This is a genomic window from Rhodococcus sp. NPDC056743 (genome assembly GCF_042790355.1).
In the GTDB taxonomy this organism is placed as follows: domain Bacteria; phylum Actinomycetota; class Actinomycetes; order Mycobacteriales; family Mycobacteriaceae; genus Rhodococcus_F.
In genome coordinates this window covers 56,620-73,587 of record NZ_JBHTZI010000012.1, presented here as the reverse complement: position 1 = coordinate 73,587, position 16,968 = coordinate 56,620, and the positions used below count along the sequence as shown (strand labels likewise).

Annotated in this window: 19 protein-coding genes and 1 tRNA gene; 11 read left to right on the top strand and 9 right to left on the bottom strand. The window is 61.3% G+C overall.

Annotation, left to right across the window (positions count from 1 at the left end; genetic code table 11):
* Positions 1–7 precede the first annotated feature (7 nt).
* The 4 genes from ACFRFQ_RS26255 (at position 8) to ACFRFQ_RS26240 (ending at position 1,490) form a co-directional block, all read left to right on the top strand.
* On the top strand, positions 8–547 hold the full coding sequence (locus tag ACFRFQ_RS26255; protein WP_378664390.1) for a tRNA adenosine deaminase-associated protein: 540 nt from the start codon (positions 8–10) through the stop codon (positions 545–547).
* Entirely contained in the window at positions 548–1,009 is a 462-nt protein-coding gene (locus ACFRFQ_RS26250) for a nucleoside deaminase (RefSeq protein ID WP_378664388.1), read from the top strand. It begins immediately after the preceding gene.
* Between the two features lie 142 nt (positions 1,010–1,151).
* Positions 1,152–1,343 (top strand): CsbD family protein, encoded by a 192-nt coding sequence (locus tag ACFRFQ_RS26245; RefSeq protein ID WP_138871432.1) that lies wholly within the window; start codon positions 1,152–1,154, stop codon positions 1,341–1,343.
* 56 nt (positions 1,344–1,399) lie between these two features.
* Positions 1,400–1,490 (top strand) — tRNA-Ser (locus ACFRFQ_RS26240).
* Between the two features lie 401 nt (positions 1,491–1,891).
* Here ACFRFQ_RS26240 and ACFRFQ_RS26235 read toward each other — a convergent pair.
* The 8 genes from ACFRFQ_RS26235 to ACFRFQ_RS26200 all read right to left on the bottom strand — a co-directional run bounded on the left by ACFRFQ_RS26235 (position 1,892) and on the right by ACFRFQ_RS26200 (position 10,650).
* Positions 1,892–3,457, bottom strand: a complete 1,566-nt coding sequence (locus ACFRFQ_RS26235) for an AMP-binding protein (protein ID WP_378664385.1) — start codon at positions 3,455–3,457, stop codon at positions 1,892–1,894.
* Between the two features lie 226 nt (positions 3,458–3,683).
* Entirely contained in the window at positions 3,684–5,117 is a 1,434-nt protein-coding gene (locus ACFRFQ_RS26230; protein WP_378664383.1) for an aldehyde dehydrogenase family protein, read from the bottom strand.
* A gap of 19 nt (positions 5,118–5,136) precedes the next feature.
* Positions 5,137–6,240 (bottom strand): NAD(P)-dependent alcohol dehydrogenase, encoded by a 1,104-nt coding sequence (locus tag ACFRFQ_RS26225; RefSeq protein ID WP_378664380.1) that lies wholly within the window; start codon positions 6,238–6,240, stop codon positions 5,137–5,139.
* Positions 6,237–7,481, bottom strand: a complete 1,245-nt coding sequence (locus ACFRFQ_RS26220) for an NAD(P)/FAD-dependent oxidoreductase (RefSeq protein ID WP_378664377.1) — start codon at positions 7,479–7,481, stop codon at positions 6,237–6,239. Before ACFRFQ_RS26220 ends, ACFRFQ_RS26225 begins: the two co-directional genes overlap by 4 nt.
* Entirely contained in the window at positions 7,478–7,672 is a 195-nt protein-coding gene (locus ACFRFQ_RS26215; protein ID WP_378540649.1) for a ferredoxin, read from the bottom strand. The genes ACFRFQ_RS26220 and ACFRFQ_RS26215 overlap by 4 nt, the downstream gene beginning before the upstream one ends.
* A 30-nt stretch (positions 7,673–7,702) precedes the next feature.
* On the bottom strand, positions 7,703–8,986 hold the full coding sequence (locus tag ACFRFQ_RS26210) for a cytochrome P450 (RefSeq protein ID WP_378664374.1): 1,284 nt from the start codon (positions 8,984–8,986) through the stop codon (positions 7,703–7,705).
* Between the two features lie 96 nt (positions 8,987–9,082).
* A complete protein-coding gene (locus ACFRFQ_RS26205; RefSeq protein WP_378664371.1) occupies positions 9,083–10,240 on the bottom strand; it encodes a thiolase in 1,158 nt (385 codons plus the stop codon).
* Positions 10,237–10,650 (bottom strand): Zn-ribbon domain-containing OB-fold protein, encoded by a 414-nt coding sequence (locus ACFRFQ_RS26200; protein WP_378664368.1) that lies wholly within the window; start codon positions 10,648–10,650, stop codon positions 10,237–10,239. The genes ACFRFQ_RS26205 and ACFRFQ_RS26200 overlap by 4 nt, the downstream gene beginning before the upstream one ends.
* A 443-nt stretch (positions 10,651–11,093) precedes the next feature.
* On the opposite strand from ACFRFQ_RS26200, the gene ACFRFQ_RS26195 reads away from it, so the two are divergent.
* The 6 genes from ACFRFQ_RS26195 to ACFRFQ_RS26170 all read left to right on the top strand — a co-directional run bounded on the left by ACFRFQ_RS26195 (position 11,094) and on the right by ACFRFQ_RS26170 (position 15,489).
* A complete protein-coding gene (locus ACFRFQ_RS26195; RefSeq protein WP_378664365.1) occupies positions 11,094–11,942 on the top strand; it encodes a MaoC/PaaZ C-terminal domain-containing protein in 849 nt (282 codons plus the stop codon).
* 83 nt (positions 11,943–12,025) lie between these two features.
* Complete coding sequence (locus ACFRFQ_RS26190; RefSeq protein WP_378664362.1) at positions 12,026–12,937, top strand: SDR family NAD(P)-dependent oxidoreductase; 912 nt, start codon at positions 12,026–12,028, stop codon at positions 12,935–12,937.
* Positions 12,938–13,062: 125 nt separating this feature from the next.
* Entirely contained in the window at positions 13,063–13,722 is a 660-nt protein-coding gene (locus ACFRFQ_RS26185; protein WP_378664359.1) for a TetR family transcriptional regulator, read from the top strand.
* A gap of 258 nt (positions 13,723–13,980) precedes the next feature.
* Positions 13,981–14,664 (top strand): YceI family protein, encoded by a 684-nt coding sequence (locus ACFRFQ_RS26180; RefSeq protein ID WP_378664357.1) that lies wholly within the window; start codon positions 13,981–13,983, stop codon positions 14,662–14,664.
* A gap of 110 nt (positions 14,665–14,774) precedes the next feature.
* Positions 14,775–15,125: a YidH family protein gene (locus ACFRFQ_RS26175; RefSeq protein ID WP_378664354.1), complete on the top strand. Its 351-nt coding sequence runs from the start codon at positions 14,775–14,777 to the stop codon at positions 15,123–15,125.
* A 1-nt stretch (position 15,126) separates the two neighbouring features.
* On the top strand, positions 15,127–15,489 hold the full coding sequence (locus ACFRFQ_RS26170; protein ID WP_378664351.1) for a DUF202 domain-containing protein: 363 nt from the start codon (positions 15,127–15,129) through the stop codon (positions 15,487–15,489).
* Here the strand turns inward: ACFRFQ_RS26170 and ACFRFQ_RS26165 are convergent.
* Positions 15,461–16,396 (bottom strand): sterol desaturase family protein, encoded by a 936-nt coding sequence (locus ACFRFQ_RS26165; protein ID WP_378664648.1) that lies wholly within the window; start codon positions 16,394–16,396, stop codon positions 15,461–15,463. The genes ACFRFQ_RS26170 and ACFRFQ_RS26165 overlap by 29 nt on opposite strands.
* A gap of 112 nt (positions 16,397–16,508) precedes the next feature.
* Here ACFRFQ_RS26165 and ACFRFQ_RS26160 point away from each other — a divergent pair, with 112 nt between their 5' ends.
* Positions 16,509–16,964, top strand: coding sequence for an RrF2 family transcriptional regulator (locus ACFRFQ_RS26160; RefSeq protein ID WP_378664349.1), 456 nt, complete (start codon positions 16,509–16,511; stop codon positions 16,962–16,964).
* Positions 16,965–16,968 lie beyond the last annotated feature (4 nt).

The window sequence follows — 16,968 nt, the reverse complement described above, 5'->3', positions numbered from 1 at the left end:
TTGCGCCATGGGTGCACAGCGCGCGAGTAACAAGAGCGCCTCCTCGAACCAGTCGGAGGAGTTCGAAGGCTTCGGCGTGGCGGTGGTACGTGACGAAGGCAGGTGGACGGTCAAGGCGTTGACCTCTGCGGCTCTGACGTCGTTGGCAAGCGCCGAAACCGAACTCCGTGAGCTTCGTAGCTCAGGTGCCGTGTTCGGCCTCCTCGACGTCGACGAAGAGTTCTTTGTCATCTTGCGTCCCGCGCCGACGGGAACGCATCTGCTGATTTCCGACGCGACCGCAGCGATCGACTACGACATCGCAGCGGACGTCCTCGATGCATTGAACGTCGAAATCCCCGACATCGATCCGGATGAGCTCGACAGTGTGGAGCCATGGGAAGAAGGGGATTTGTCGGTCCTGGCTGATCTGGGGCTACCGGAACCCGTCCTCGCGGTGATCGCTGCCGATACTGATCTGTATCCCGACGAGCAGTTGGCGATGATTGCGCAGCGACTCGGATTCGAATCCGAGTTCTCTGCGGTGCTCGACAAGCTCCCGCGATAGATGTCACTCGCTGACGATCAGCGCATGATCCGTGCGGCCATCGGTGCCGCGCGCAGTGCATCGGACGCCGACGTTCCTGTGGGCGCAGTGGTATTCGACGCAGACGGCGTCGAGGTTGCCCGTGCAGCCAATGCACGGGAAGCGTCCTCCGATCCCACCGCCCACGCCGAAATTCTGGCCCTGCGGGCGGCGGCACGTGTCTACGGCGACGGTTGGCGACTGGAGGGTGCGACGCTCGCCGTCACCCTCGAGCCGTGCACGATGTGCGCCGGAGCGTTGGTTCTTGCCCGCGTCTCGCGGGTCGTTTTCGGAGCCTGGGAGCCCAAAACCGGTGCCGTGGGGTCGCTGTGGGATGTCGTTCGGGACAGAAGATTGACGTACCGTCCGCAGGTGCGTGGTGGGGTGCTCGAAGACGAATGCGCTGGGCTTTTGGAGGATTTCTTTCGCGGCCAACGAGCCTGATTTCGCTATTCCCGATCGAGATGGATTCCACATCGGGGTGGCAGTAACCGGCAGACGCAGGCATCGTGGAGGGCAGATGCCGTCACGGTATCTGCGAATTGCCGGAAGGTGATTTGTTTCGCGTTCACTCAAGGGAGTACTCGTGGGAATCGCAGACAAAGCTCAGAACAAGGCAGAAGATCTCGGCGGTAAGGCCAAGGAAGCTACCGGCAGTGTTACCGGTGACAAAGACCTCGAAAACGAAGGCAAAGGCGACCAGGTGAAATCTGCGGTCAAAGACGCTGGTGAGAAGGTCAAGGATGCGGCTTCCAGCATCAAGGACAAGCTGACCTAGCGATCCGCCACCAGGCGATTTCGGTCTCGGGCACACCATCCGGTAAAGTCACCAACGGTGGCGTGTCCGAGCGGCCTAAGGAGCACGCCTCGAAAGCGTGTGACGGGTAACCCCCGTCCGAGGGTTCAAATCCCTCCGCCACCGCCAAAGCTCCCCACCTGTTCACACAGGTGGGGAGCTTTTTTGTAGGTGGGTCCATACGCGCCGAAGCCGGCGAAGGCTCGACATGTAGACCTGATCGGCAGCCGGGCGGATCCGTCGCTCCGAACGTATTGCGGAATCAAGAAACAACTATTCGGATTGGGCAGAAATCCGTCGATAGGACGAGAGCGGCTCCCGACCTCAGGGGAGATCGGGAGCCGCTCTCGTTCTCATAGGGAGGGCACGCCCCAGTCGCGATGTAAAACCCGCTCAACGACAAGCCGTCCGTGCCTTCGACGGTTGGGACCGTTGTCGTTCTCCTGGGGATCTGTTTCTGTCGGGCGGCCCTACCTGTGTTCTGAGAAACTGAAAAGCCTGTGGGACTGAAAAGCGCTGCCGGACAAGCACTACTGACCGTTGGCGAGTTCCCGCAGTTTTGCGCGAGACACCTTGCCGGCGGCCGATCGCGGAAAGTCCTGGACGAAGATGTATTCGCGCGGTCGTTTGAATCCGGCGATCTGATCACGTACGTGCTGGTCCAGCGCAGTGCGAAGGTCGTCGTCGCCGTTGAATCCGGATGCCAACTGGACAACCGCCACCACTTTCTGGCCCCACTCCGGGTCGGCCACGCCGATGACTCCGACATCGTCGACTCCGGGATGCTCGAGCAGTGCGCCCTCGACCTCCGCCGGGTAGACGTTCACGCCACCTGTGAGAATCAAGTCTGCACGGCGATCCAGTACGTACAGGTAGCCGTCGTCGTCGAAGCGTCCGACGTCTCCGGACGTGGCGAAGTCGCCCCAACGCGCCGCAGCGGTCTTCTCCGGGTCACCCAGGTATTCGAACGGGTTGGACTTGAAGTAGATCGTGCCCTCTTCCCCTGGGGGAGCCTGTTCTCCGTCCAGTCCCCGGAGCACTACGGCGCCCGGCGCCGGGCGCCCGACAGTGCCCGGATGTTCGAGCCACTCTTGCGTGGAGCATGTGGCGGCGTGCCCCTCCGTGGAGCCGAGATACTCCCACAGAACCGGCCCGAACCACTCGATCATGGCGCGCTTGGTCGCCGCCGGGCACGGAGCGCCGGCGTGAAGTAGAGCCTGCATGCTCGAGACGTCGGCACCGACACGGACGCCGGCCGGTAAATCGAGGAGTCGTTGGAAGTGCGTCGGAACCATGTGGGAGCTGGTGATTGCGTTTTCGCTGATCGACCGAAGAACATCTTCGGCTTTGAAGCCCGGCAAGATGTACAGCGTGTGGCCGGCATGCAGAATCATCAGCGAATTGCCGCCGGGCGCAGCGTGATACACGGGCGAGCAAACCAAATGACGTCCAGGTGTCCCCGGGGGAATCCCGACTGTGGACAAATGCTGGGCACCCGCGTCGAGAGAACTCTCAGGCGTTGCATCGGGTAGCGGTCGGCGTACGCCCTTGGGTCGCCCAGTGGTGCCGGACGTGTACATCATCAGCGAACCGAGCGACCGTGCGGCGGGAGTGTCGTCCGAGACGTCGGTGAAGGATTCGTAGCTGGACCAGTCGGCCGGCGCGCTACCGACAACCACGCGGTGCGGCACGGCGTCCTCGACCCGGCCGACAACCTTGTCGGCGAGTTCTGCGTGCGCGATGATTACGGACGCGTTGGAATCGCGCACGATGTATTCAACTTCGGGCGCAGCGAGATGGGTATTGATCGGAACGAAATACAAACCACTCTGCATGCAGGCCAGGGCAATTTCGTAGTACTCGGCACCGTTCAGCAGCAGACCCGCGACGACGTCGCCTTTGCTCAGGCCCACAGCGGTGAACTTGTTGCTGAGCTGGTTGACCTTGCTGATGAGCTCGCCGAAAGTTTTTGTCCTGCCGTCGATTACGATCGCGGGCCGAGTGGGGTCCCGTTGGCCCAGAAGCCAGGCCCCAAGCGTTGAAGGATCAGGCGGTTGTTGGGGATCCTCGCGCTCGCTGTTGACCACGGTAGACATGAGTGTCCTCTTTTCTGGAGGGATTTTGGTGACTAGTGCGAAGTGTTCGTAATTTCTCGAGTGTGTGCGTCGTCGGTGCCGCAAACGTGTTCTGATCACCCTCACCACTGGAAGTCCGATGGCAACCAACGTCCAACTCTCTGGACGTTGGTTGCCGAGGGCTGACCGATCGCCGCATCTTTATCGATCGATCATCCGGTTGACGATCAGAATGGGAGGCATGCCGCTACTGGCGTGAGGGGCCGGCGATCACCTGTAGTTCGGTGAAGCTGTGGAGACCCCAAGGGCCGTTTTCCACTCCGATGCCGCTGTGCTTGTGTCCGCCGAAGGGGAGGTGAGGTACGACACCTGCGCCGTGCACGTTGATCGAGACTTGCCCGGCGTCGAATTGCGGTGCGAGCTGAGCGGCGTGGTCGGCATCGCCCGACCACACGGATGCGGTGAGGCCGTACTCACTTCGGTTGGCGCGGACGATGGCGTCGGCTTCGTCTCGGAACGAGATGATGGGAAGCACGGGGCCGAATTGCTCTTCGTCGACGATGCGCATTCCGTCGTCGACCTGGTCGAGGATGGTCGGCTGATGAAAGTAGCCGTCCCTGTCAATTGCGTTGCCGCCGGCGGTGGCCCGTGCACCGTTGCTCACCGCGTCCGCAATCAATTCCTTGACTCGTTCGAACTGCGGCTTGTTGTTGATGGGCCCGAGATCTGTTCCTTCGACGGTGCCTTCGTCGACCTTGACGGATCTGGCGATTGCACTGAGTGCCTCGACCAGTTGGGGCTGGATACTTTCGTGTGCGTACACGCGCTTGATCGCGAGGCAGATCTGTCCGTTGTTGGTGAATGCGCTTCGGAAGAGGCTGGGCGCGATCTTCTCCACGTCCACGTCGCCGAGAATGACGGCGGGATCGTTTCCGCCGAGTTCCAGAGTGACGCGCTTGAGGTCGTCGGCAGCCCCGAGTGCAACCTTTCGCCCAACTGCGGTTGATCCGGTAAAACTGACTTTCCGCGGAACGGGGTGTGAAACCATCGTTGCGCCAAGAGGATCAGGTCCGGTGACCACGTTCAGCACACCGTCGGGGAAGGTGCCACGGAGAATTCGGGCGAGGGCAAGTGTTGCCAGCGGTGTGTACGGCGAGGGTTTGACGACGATCGTGTTGCCCGCCCGTAGTGCCGGCGCAATTTTCCACATCGCGAGCGTGATCGGAAAATTCCACGGAGTTATGGCACTGACAACGCCCAACGGTCGACGGGTGACCTCCTCGAAGGCCTCTGCGTCGTTTCGGATGATTTCCCGCGGGATCTCGAGATCGGCGTAGTAGCGCAGCCACGTCGCCGCAATATGGAATTCCATCGTGGAGTCGGCGAGCGACTTGCCCTGTTCGAAGGTCAGGATCGGGGCGAGTTCGCTGATCCGACTTTCGATGACGTCTGCTGCTTGGCGCAATGCGTCACGACGGTATTCCTCGTTGATCCGCCAGGACGTGTACGCATTCTGAGCTGCGGCGAACACCTCGTCGAGCTGATCCGGTGTGACGGACGGAGCCTGTGCGAATACCTCGCCGGTCGCGGGGTTGATCACGCCGAAGGTGCCGGTGGTGAGGAGATCGCGTCCATTCGATGTTGCTGCCGCCGATAAAGCTAGCGAATCCGTTGAGGTCATTCTCGATCCCATTTCGTGGTCAGTGTTGTGCCGGCGTCAGCACCGGCTTGATTGTCTTGCCGGAGAGCGCATCCTCCACGGCCTGATTGATCTGTTCGAGCGGGTAGGTCTGGACGAGCTTGTCGAATGGAAACCAACCGCGCTGCCACAGATCTACGAGCTGGGGAAGGAAGACCTGTGGGATCGAACTTCCTTCCAGGGCGTACGTTACGGTCCGGCCGGTCAACAACATCGGTTCGATCTCGATTTTCGCGACGCCTCCGCCCACCAGCACCGCCTTACCCGGCATGTCGAGGACTTTGATAGCTGTCGTGATCACCGAGGCCACGGCGGTTGTCTCGAAGGAGAAGTCGAGTCCGCGTCCGCCGTTCTTGATGGCTTCGACGAGGTCAGGTGTGTCGCCGCGGACGGTTCGGGTAGCGCCGACCTCCAACGCCGTTTCGAGCCTGGCGTCGACCAGGTCGACGACGACGATGTCGCGGGCGCCTGCAGCCTTGGCAGCCATTACAGCAGCAAGGCCGACGCCGCCCGCTCCGAACACTGCAATGCTCTGTCCGGCAGCCAGTTTCATCTCGTTGAGGACTGAACCGGCTCCGGTCTGCAGTCCGCAGCCGAGAGGGCCGAGAAGCTCGAGTGGGAGCGCCTTGTCCACGACGACCAGATTGCGCTCGGTTGCGATGGCGTGCGTGGCGAAGGAGGACTGTCCGAACCACCGGTTCGCCAGCGGGAGGCCGTTCTGATCGACTGCGCTCGTGCTGAGGTCCGGGCGGCGCCCCGTGACATTGCGAGGCATGAATTCGTCACAGTAGGACGGTATTCCGGATCGGCAGTTGCGGCAGTGACCGCAGGAATCGTAGCTGATCAGCACGTGGTCACCGACCTCGATGCCTCTGACAGCGCTGCCGACCTCTTCGACGATGCCGGAACCTTCGTGGCCGAGGATGATCGGCCCCATCTGCTCGACCAAATCGGGATTCAGTATGTGAAGGTCGGTGTGACACATCCCGGCGCCGACTACCTTCACGAGAAGTTCGTCCGATGCCAGCGGCCCGAGCTCGATCTCCTCGAGTTCGAACTTGCCGTCGCCGTTGCGCAGTACGGCGGCAGTTGCGGTAGTGGTCATGATTTCTTCTCCGTGGGGTTGAGGAGCTCGAGCGCATCTGCCCAGGTGCCCTTTTTGGCAATAATGCGGCGCAGCTTCATGATCTTGCGTTGTTCATTCAGCGTGGCGGCGCCGACCAGGCGGTCGCCCGAGCGGTACAGCGCTACGAATTTGTCAGCCTCCGGATCGCCGGAAGCGAAGACAACTTCGTCGGCGACTGCGGTGCCTACGAACTGGATTCGGCTCTCGTACCAGTCGCTCCAGAAGTAGGGCACGGTCTCGTAAGGCTTGGCGTCCTCTGGCGCGACGGCATTGACAGCCGCCTGATTCGCCTGATCAGCAGCATTCGTCCAGTTCTCCAGCCGCACCGAGAGTCCGTCGAACGCGGGGTTGGGCCAGTGGACCACATCGCCTGCCGCATAGACGTCTTCGAGCGAGGTTTGAAGGAACTCGTTTGCCATCACCCCGCCGTCCACTGGATGTAGTTCGATGCCCGAATCTGCCAGCCACCCGGTTGCGGGAGCCGCTCCCACACCGACGACGACGAGTTCAGCGGGCAGCGAAGTGCCGGTACTGAGCCGGACGGCCTCGACATGGGTGGTGCCGATCAGCTCTTCGACCTGGACGTTGCACAAGAGCGGAATTCCGTTGCGTTCGTGCAACTTCGCGAGTGCCTGGCCGACGGTCTCGCCGACTGCGCGGACCAGTGGAATGGGCGCAGCTTCGACGATCGTCACGTCTGCGCCTCGGTCTCGGGCGGACGACGCTAGCTCGGACCCGATGAATCCGGCGCCGACTATCACGAGCTTTGTTCCGGGGCGCAGTCTTTCGCGGAGTGCGAGTGCGTCATCGATCGTGCGAAGCCCGATAACGCCGTCCAAATCCGGTGCGTGGGGCAACGAGCGGGGTGACGCACCTGTCGCAATGATCAACTTCTGGTAGGGAATCCAGTCGCTGTCTCCGACACGCACGCGGTGCGATGCGGGATCCAGTCCCGTCGCCGGTGCCCCGAGGCGAAGTTTCACATCCAGGGAGGCGAGCTCCTCGGCGGTGGTGTGAAAGTCGACCTCGGCGCCGTCTTTCAGGAACTGCTTGCTCAGGGGTGGGCGGTCGTAGGGAAGGTGGAATTCGTCGCCGACCAGAGTGATCGGTCCCTCGTACCCTGCCAGACGGGCAGACTCCGCGGCCCGCAGACCGGCCAGTGACGCTCCGACGACAACGAGCCCCGCACCGCGATCGATATCTGTTGCGCTCACGATCATGTCTCGTCGAGGGTCAGTGCTTTGGCCGGGCACGCACGAACGGCTTCCCGGACGAGGTTCTCGTCGCCGGCATCGACCAATTCCTTGTGAAGAATCAGTGATCCGTCGTCGGCGACCTCGAAGTAATCCTCGGTTACGGATTCACAGATTCCGATTCCTGTGCACCGTCCGCGATCGACAATGATTTTCATAGCGCCGTTCCTGTTCTTTACTGGGGTTTGTTACACGCGCACCGGGAGGTGCTTGATCCCGTTGATGAATTCGCTGAAGAGGTACACCGGCTCGCCCACCTCCATGGCGGGGAGTTTGGTGAGTATTTGTGAGTACAGTGCTCGCAGTTGGGCTTTGGCGACCATGTGGCCAAGGCAGTAGTGGACCCCGCCACCGCCGAAGGCAACATGGTTGTTGTTGGGGCTGCGCTGGAGGTCGAACCGATGAGGATCGTCGAAGGTGTCCTCGTCACGGTTGCCCGAGCAGTAGAACATGACGAGCTTGTCGCCCCTGAGGATCTGGGTTCCACCGACCTCGACGTCCGCAGTGGCCGTGCGCGCAAATTCCTGGACGGGCGAGGCGTGGCGAATGAACTCCTCGATCGACTGCGCGATGCGGCCGTCGAAGTCTTCTGTCAGCCATCGCTTCTGGTCCGGATGCTTGGCCAGTGACATGGCGGTGTGGCTGGTGGTCTGCTTGGTGGTGTCGTTGCCGGCGACGCTGAGCAGGAGCATCATGGAACCGACTTCGAGCTCGGAGAGCGGTTTACCGTCGAATTCGGTGTTGGCCATGGCCGTGGCGATGTCGTTGGCCGGGTTCTTGCGACGGAAATTGACCAGGTCGTTGCCCATCTCCGACAAGATCGCGATCTGTTGCACCGTGAACTCGTTCGGGGACATTGCCTCGGGGCACACCTCGGGGTCGGCGGCTCCGACGAGGTTGTCGCCGGCCTTCGCGAATTCTTGGACCAGGCTTTCCGGGACGCCGACGAGATCGGCGATCGTGAGCATCGGCAGCTTCGACGCGACTTCGGTGACAAAGTCGAATTCGCCCGCGCCGACTACTCGATCGACGATTTGTTCGGCGCGTTCTTCGATCTTGTCGCGCAGACGCTTGACAGCTTTCGGCGTGAACCCGGAGCTGATGATCTGGCGGTATCGAGTGTGATCGGGCGGATCCATCATCACGAAGTTCGGGGCCCCGTATATTTCCGGATCGTTCGGTGCGAACCCCACTCCCCGCCACCGGAGCGGATCGGAGCTGAAGATTTCGTGGTTCTGACTGATGAACGCGATATCCGCACTCTTCACGACAGCCCAGAACCCGGGTTCGCCGTGGTCGGGCTTGAAGTGCGGGCGGTCCAGCGGCTTGTGCCAGCTCACCGGGGCATTCTTGCGCAGCCATTCGAATGTCTTGTCCCGCTCGGCGAAGGGCCGACTCCAGAACTCGACGCTGGTGATATCGATGTCCGGCGCTGTAAGCGGGTGCTCGGTGGATGGAAGTGAGGTGGTCATGCAGGTACCTTTCTGTGGCCCCAGCGGGGTGGGTGGTTCAGTCGACGACGTTCCTGATCGTCGGGTGCAGCGGTCGGCTCGCCGAAGATTCCCGCTTTACGGACGCCGGTTCGAGAGGACCAAACTGCCCGCGGCACCGAAGTAGAGCCCGACTCCTTGGACGAAGCTGATTTCGACGTCGGGAACCTGCTCGCACGCTTCCCCGCGTAGTTGGCGCACAGCCTCCTGGATGGCGAACATCCCGTACATACCGCTGTGGGTGTACGACATCCCACCGCCGTTGGTGTTCATCGGAAGTCGACCGCCTTTGGATGTATGTCCTTCGGCGACAAAGTCTCCCGATTCGCCGAAGCCGACAAATCCGAGATCCTCGAGCATGTAGAGCGGGACGTGGGCGAAGGCGTCGTACGCCATCAGATGATCGACGTCGGCATGAGTGATTCCCGCGGTGGCGAAGGCCTCGGCGCCTGCGCGACGGAATCCGCCGAACGATCCGGGATCCTGCAACTGCGAAACCATTGGAGCTTCGGCGGATTCACCGGATCCGAGTAGGTAGAGATGCCGATCGGATCCCGGCATATCTGCTGCTCGTTCTGCACTGGTGAGGATCAAGGCGCCACCGCCGTCGGTGAGCACACAGCACATGTCACGGGTGAACGGGTACGCCACGCGCGGACCGGCCAGCACTTCGTCTACCGACGTCGGCTTGCGGCGGAAAGCCCGGGGATTGTCGAGCGCCCAGTTACGCTGCGAAACAACCAGTTCAGCCATGTGTTCAACGGTCATTCCACGCTCGTGCAGAAAGCCAAGGGCAGGAAGAGTAAAGGTCGAATACGGCATGGTCGCGCCGTAGACATTCTCGAATTGACCGGTCATGGAGCTCAAGGTCAGCGGCCATGGTGGCGTGCCGACGCGGGACCTGCCGGACTCTCCGTGGGTCACGAGGATAACGTCGGCGGCACCAGACGCAATGGCGGCCGCCGCATGGCGTACATGCAGCATGAAACTGCAACCGCCGACGCCTGTTCCGTCCAGCCAGCGAGGGGTTATGCCCAGGTGGTGAGAGACCTCGAGGGACATCAGTCCGGTGGTGGCGACGCCGTCGATGTCCGACGGTGTGAGACCGGCGTCGGCCATTGCGTTGCGGGCGGCGTTGGCATGTAGATCGAGGACGGACATGTCCGGCAAGACACCGATTTCTGTGGTCTCCGACGCGCCGACGATCGCAATGTTTCCGTTGTGCATTGATGTCATCGGGCCGACTCCTGCAACGGCGTGAACATAGGGAGTTTCATGTCTCCACGTTCGACGAACGTGACTTCGAGCTGTAGGCCGATCGGAAGGTTCTCAGGCTCGGGATCCACCCCGATCACGTTGCTCATCACTCGAGGTCCCTCCTCGAGTTCGACCAGGGCGACGACGATGGGAGTCTCGGGGTCGAAGGGGGGAGTCGGTCGATAGTTGATGACGTAGGACACCAGTCGGCCTCGGCCGGTGACGGGGGTCCACACCACGTCATCGGAGTTGCAATACGGACAGAAGGGCCGTGGATAGAAGTAGTGCTGGGTACACGACTGGCATTGTTGAATGGTGAGTTCCTCCCGCTGCGCACCCTCCCAATAGGGAGCGGTGGCTGGGGTCGGAACCGGTAGAGGCCCTGTCAAGGGACAGTCCTTTCGTCTGGTGGCTCTGCGATGGGTCATCAAGGCTCTCAACGGAATACGTTCCGTTAAGTTCGTTTCGACGGATATGTTCCGTAACGTCGTTTAAAAGGAACGCGTTCCGTTGGGCTACTTCAACGGAATACCTTCCGTTACGTCTTTTTTGATCCGAACGGGTTCTGGGTAGTTCGCTTAAACGGAACGCGTTCTGTCAGGATTAGAGTGATCCAGTTCATGTCGGATGTCAAGGTCTGGTCGAAAAGTCCGAAAAATCCGTTTGATCACTTTCGGTGGGAGGCTTGCCAACCACATACGTAACGTGTTCTCTTTAAGTGTAGTAAGTTGTTGGACAACGCTTTCCGACCATATGGACGGAATTGCACAAACCGTCCGGTAACCCCGCTTCGCTCCTGCAAATACCTACTTGGATGGAATTGAGGTCCTACATGCCGATCGATAGCTCACTCGTCGGACTCACCAGCAAGCCTGTCTGGAAGACGTGGACGTCGACAGACGCACTGCTGTACGCCCTGGGCGTCGGCGCTGGTCAGGCCGACCCGCTCGACGAGCTGGAGTTCACCACGGAAAACAGTGAGGGCATTGCGCAGAAGGTTCTCCCGACGTTCGCCAATGTCGTGTTCTCGGGCGGCGGAGACGGCCCCTCGCTACCCGACGATGTCGACTACAGCAAGCTCCTGCATGCGTCGCAGGCGTTCAACCTGACGGGCCCGCTCCCGACTGACGGTCGCGTGGAAACCACTCGCACGATCACCGGCGTATACGACAAGGGATCCGGTGCCTTGCTCGTGACGGAAATTGTTGCTCGCGACTCTGCCGGCCAGGTAGTGGGAACCATCGAGTCCGGGTCGTTCTTCCGAGGTTACGGAGGGTTCGGCGGCGATCGCGGGCCGTCAACCACCTGGGAATTGCCGACCCACAAGCCGGATCACGTTGTCACATACACAACTCGGCCGGACCAGGCGCTGCTCTACCGACTCAGCGGCGACCGGAATCCCCTGCATTCGGACCCGTCCTTCAGCGCCCGCGGCGGGTTCTCCACCCCGATCCTGCACGGCATGTGCACCTATGGCTACGTCGGTCGGGCTCTCCTGCACGCTGTGGCCGATTCGGATCCGACCCGTTTCACGGGGATGTCGGGGCGGTTCACCAAGCCTCTGCTGCCCGGACAGGCGATCACAACCTCGATCTGGGTTGACGGTAGCGGTGTTCGGTTCCGGACGGTCGACGACATCGGTGACGTGGTCATCGACCACGGCACAGCCACAATCCACTGACGGCACCGCCGCAATCAACTGACACTCCACCCCGTTACAGACTCGTCGCGATGTTTGTCGTGGCCTGAACAAAGGAAAGATTCATGGGTTCACTCGAAGGTCGCGTAGCGATCGTGACCGGCGGCGGCCGAGGCATCGGCGCGTCGATCAGCAGATTGTTCGCCGCCGAAGGCGCAAAACTTGTCATCAACGACCTCGGCTCGTCTACGGACGGTCAGGGCGGGGACCAAGGGCCGGCGCGTGATATCGCTGCCGAAATCGTTGCCGGTGGCGGCGAGGCCGTTTCGGACGGCGGTGACATCGCCGATGTCGCAACCGGTCAACGCCTGGTTGATCTCGCGCTGGAGCATTACGGCAAGCTGGATATTGTTGTCAACGTTGCGGGAATTCTGCGTGACAAGATGATCTTCAACCTCCCGGAAGAAGACTGGGATGCAGTCATCCGAGTTCATCTACGTGGCCACTTCAGCACCATCAAGCCGGCGGCAGCCTATTGGCGATCGCAGCGAAACCCGGAGGGCCAGTACCGCATCATCAACTTCACCTCCGATTCCGCGTTGCAGGGCTCGCCGGGCCAGCCGAACTACGCCGCAGCCAAGATGGGCATCATCGGTTTGACTGCGTCCACGGCCAACGCTCTCGGGCGATACGGCGTTACGGTCAACGCTATCGCTCCCGGCGCCGTTACCCGTCTGACGCAAACCGTGCCCGAGGAGAAGAGCATGGGAGGTGGCCTCGACGACTCCGTCTCGCCGGACAACATCGCGCCCATCGTCGCGTACCTTGCCGGTACGAGTTCCGATTGGCTGTCCGGCCGTACGATCGGCGCCATGGGCTACGACGTCAAACTGTGGAACAACCCCGAGATCGTCTCCACGGTCACCTCCGATGGACCGTGGAACCTCGACGACCTGGCCGCAAAGGTAGAGAAGGACTTCCGTCCACTGGCTGACGGTCTGCACCCGTCCATCTTCATGGCCCAGGTTCCGTCCTGATTCGTGAATGCCTGATGAAGGGGAAGTTGCTGCCCTGAGTGCGTGTGCTGGTGTCGGTGCTGGGGCGATATCGTGGTGTCTGACATGACAGTGTCAGCTTCGGTACATGATTGGGGAAAGACTGGATGGCCGCAGTGAAGGTGAATGGCCGTACAGCCGAGGCCAAGGCATTCCGCGTCGAGCGAGTCGTGAAAGCGACCCGCGAGTTGGCATCCGCAGGTGGCTACGAGGCCGTGCAGATGCGGGAAGTCGCTCGCGTTGCCCAAACCGCCCTGTCGACCCTGTACAAGTACTACGCATCGAAGGACGAACTGATCACTGCAGCCGTTCAGTCGGAACTGCATTCCCTGGCTGAGGATCTACTCCGCCGTCCGCCGAGACAGCGGACGGCGGAGGGCCGGGCCGGAGAGGTCTTGGTCCGGGCATTCCTGGGGATGGTCCGGGATCCAGGGTTCGCCCACGCTGCGATGTCAGTGCACAAAACGCTGCGCGAGTACGACCCCGATCGCGTCGAGCGTCCTGCAAAAGAGAACCAGATAGCGCAATGGTCCATGCCCTTCACCCGTATTGCTGCGGCTCAGGCGTGGGGCCCCGATCATCCTTCCACTCCGATGCAGTCACGCACACTGGGCATGCTGGAAACCCTGTGGGGCGCCAGCGTTGTCGGGTGGCTGAATGGGGACACGTCAGTCGACGAGGTGAAACGGCGCCTGCGCCTAGCCACGAAGCGCTTGCTTTCTGCGGATCCTGCTGTCCCGAAAGGTAATTCGGTAAGCGACAACTGATCATCCGGCCCGCGAGCAACGTGATTGCTCGAGGCCCGAACGAGTAGGCAGGATTGCGGCCCCGACTTCACTCGAGGTCGAGGCCGCAACCTTGTCTTGGCTCTGGCATCTCGCGATCCGGATCGGATTTGTGAGCGAGCTTTCGGGAACGATTGGTGCGAACTACCTCGCGTTTTCAGGCAGTGCGGAGCGCATTCACAGAGTTCCCACAGCGCGCAACCCCTGACATCCGTTGAAGCTGCAACTATCGTCGAACATATGAAAAAGATCTGGTGGATCGGCGGAGCAGTAGTTGTGGTCGTGCTTGCCCTGCTCGTGGGGCCGTGGGCGTACGGGAAGTTCATCGCAGAAGATGACGCTCCCGCAGCCGTGGTGTCTACGGAAGGTGCCGAGGCGGCGTCCGGGTCGATCGACGGTGCCTGGACCGTCGTCGCTGGACAAGGGGACAACCAGACAGCAGCCGGATATACCGTGCACGAGATTCTCAACGGATCGAGTGTCACTGTCGTAGGTACCACAGGAGAGGTGAGTGGTAATGCGACCGTCGACGGTGAAAAGCTCACGGCCGGCGAAGTGACCGTGCAGGTAGCGAGCATCAAGACCGACTCGGACCGGCGTGACAGCCAGTTCACGGGCAACGTGATGGACACCAGTACCTACCCGACGGCGACGTTCACGATGGATTCGCCGGTGGATCTGTCGTCGGTGCCGACGGATGGGACAACCGCGACGGTGACGGTGCCTGGCACCCTGACGCTCAAGGGTCAGTCCAAGCCCGTGTCCGTCGACATGACGGTTCTGCACTCCGGTGACTCATTGATCGCGTCGGGTTCCATCCCGGTGACGTGGACCGACTTCGGTGTGCAGCCTCCGTCCCTCGGATTCGTGACTGTCGACGGCAGTGGCAGCGTGGACTTCCTGGTATCGCTCGACCAGTCCTGATCAAGCCCGGATGGCGGTGCATTTCCGCTACCGGGGAAGATTAAGGACATGAACTTGAATTCGTGGTGTGTGCTCGGGTACGAGTGTTGTCTTGGTGGACGGTCCCACTAATGCGATTGTGGAAGCCGTTCCGGTCAGGTGAAGACCCGGATCCACGGTTCACACTCGCGAACGAGCGGACGTATCTCGCTTGGGTACGCACCGCGACGGCGTTCATCGCGTCGGGCGTCGGCCTGGAGGCTTTCGGCGGCGACATCCTGAACGAGAACGTCCGCGCCGGCTTGGCGGCGCTGCTTCTTGTCGGCGGAGCGCTGATCGCCGTCACATCTTTTGTCCACTGGATCAGTGCGGAGCGCGCATTACGTGCCGAACGCTCACTACCGGTGCCTCTCATGGCGCCGGTAGTGGGAATCGTTCTGGTGATCTGCGCGACCGTCCTCGTGGTCGAGGTTGTGAGCTAGCTTGACCACCGTAGAGCCGTCCGATGCATCCAGTCCTCCGGGCACAGGCGCGATCAGTCCTCCGGACAAGGGTTTACAGTCCGAACGCACATCGCTCTCCTTCGTAAGAACCAGCCTGGCCATCCTCGGCTTGGCTGTGGCGTGCCTGCGCTGGTTGCCGCCGTTCGGTTCGGTAGCGCTGATCGGCCCGGCGATCGCGGCCGTGCTGATTGTTGTGGTCACGATCTACGAGCGACGGTCGAGGCGCACGCGGCTCGAGCTCTTTGCGCGGGAAAAGGCAACGCCCGCATTGGGTATGGGGGCCGTGCTGGCGGTGAGCCTGCTGCTTCTCGCGGCTAGTGGCTTGTGGATTCTGGTGAGCTGAGTTCAGCTTTCGGCGACCACCCGGGCGGCCCGAACACGTAGCCTGCGCGATCGCGCCACGATGTCGACGCCTTCCAATCGCGGGCAATGGCAGCGTATTCGCGCGTTTGCAGTTTCCAGATGTTGTAGGTGCCGACCGGCGTCGTGAGTCCGTATGTCGGCCGTTGTTTTTCAGCGGTAAAGCTACCGAACATCCGATCCCAGATGATGAGGATTCCGCCGTAGTTGCGGTCCAGGTATTCGGCGTCGGATCCGTGGTGAACGCGGTGGTGTGATGGCGTGTTGAAGATGAATTCGATGGGACGCCAAAGTTTTCCGACTCGCTCGGTGTGTACGAAGAACTGGTAGACGAGGCTGACGGAGAAGCCGACGAAGACCATCCACGGCGGAATTCCGAGGAATGGCAACGGTAGCCACATGATGATTTCGCCGCTGTTGTTCCACTTCTGTCGCAGGGCGGTGCTGAAGTTGAAGTATTCGCTCGAGTGGTGCGCTTGATGCGTTGCCCAGATAACTCGAACGCGGTGTGCGATGCGGTGATACGCGTAGTAGAGGACATCGATTCCGAGCAACAGGATCACCCAGGTGTACCAGGCGCTCGGCGAGAGATGCCACGGTGCGAGGTAAACCCAGATGGCGGAGTATCCGATCAGGGCGAGCACTTTCCAGAAGGTGCTGGTTGCGATGGAGACCACTCCGAGCAGGATGCTGGTGCGGGCGTCGACGGCGCGGTAGCCGCCCTTTGCGGGGTGCGCTCGGCCATCGGCATGGTCGGGATGATTTTCGAGTGTGCGTGCTGCTGCCCATTCGATCGCGAGGAAGAGGACAAACGCGGGGATGGCCAGGGTCACCGGGTCGTGAAGTGGTTCCAGGAGAGACTTCCAAGATTCGAGGAGGGTGTCCCACACGCTATTTGTCCTGTCGCTCACGGGTCCGTCGTTACATTATGCATGAGTGTGTAACGATAGGGAAGATGCATTGCCCTTGCACCTTTCCATAGGGGAATGGTAGGAATTCTCGGTGCACATCACCGCGAAGGTGGACTACGCCGTGCGAACGTTGGCGGAACTCGCAGCAGCTGGTCCAGGCCCGGCCAAAGCTGAGTTTCTCGCAACGTCGCAGGTGATCCCCCATAAGTTCCTGGAAGCTGTTCTGTCGGATCTCCGACGCGGCGGCCTCGTGATCAGCAAGCGTGGCCCGGAGGGCGGTTACTGGCTTGCCCGTCCCGCGTCGGAGATCACGATCGCCGACGTCATCCGTGCGGTGGAAGGGCCGTTGGCGTCGATTCGCGGCGAGCGCCCCGAGGATGTCGATTACACAGGTCCGGCGACGCAGCTCAAGGATGTCTGGATAGCGGTCCGCGTCAATCTTCGAGCGGTGCTCGAGAACGTCACGATGGCTGATGTGGCAGACGGTACGCTTCCGGATTTCGTGAATGAGTTGACGGCGGATCCGGGAGCCTGGAAGCGGCGCTGACGTT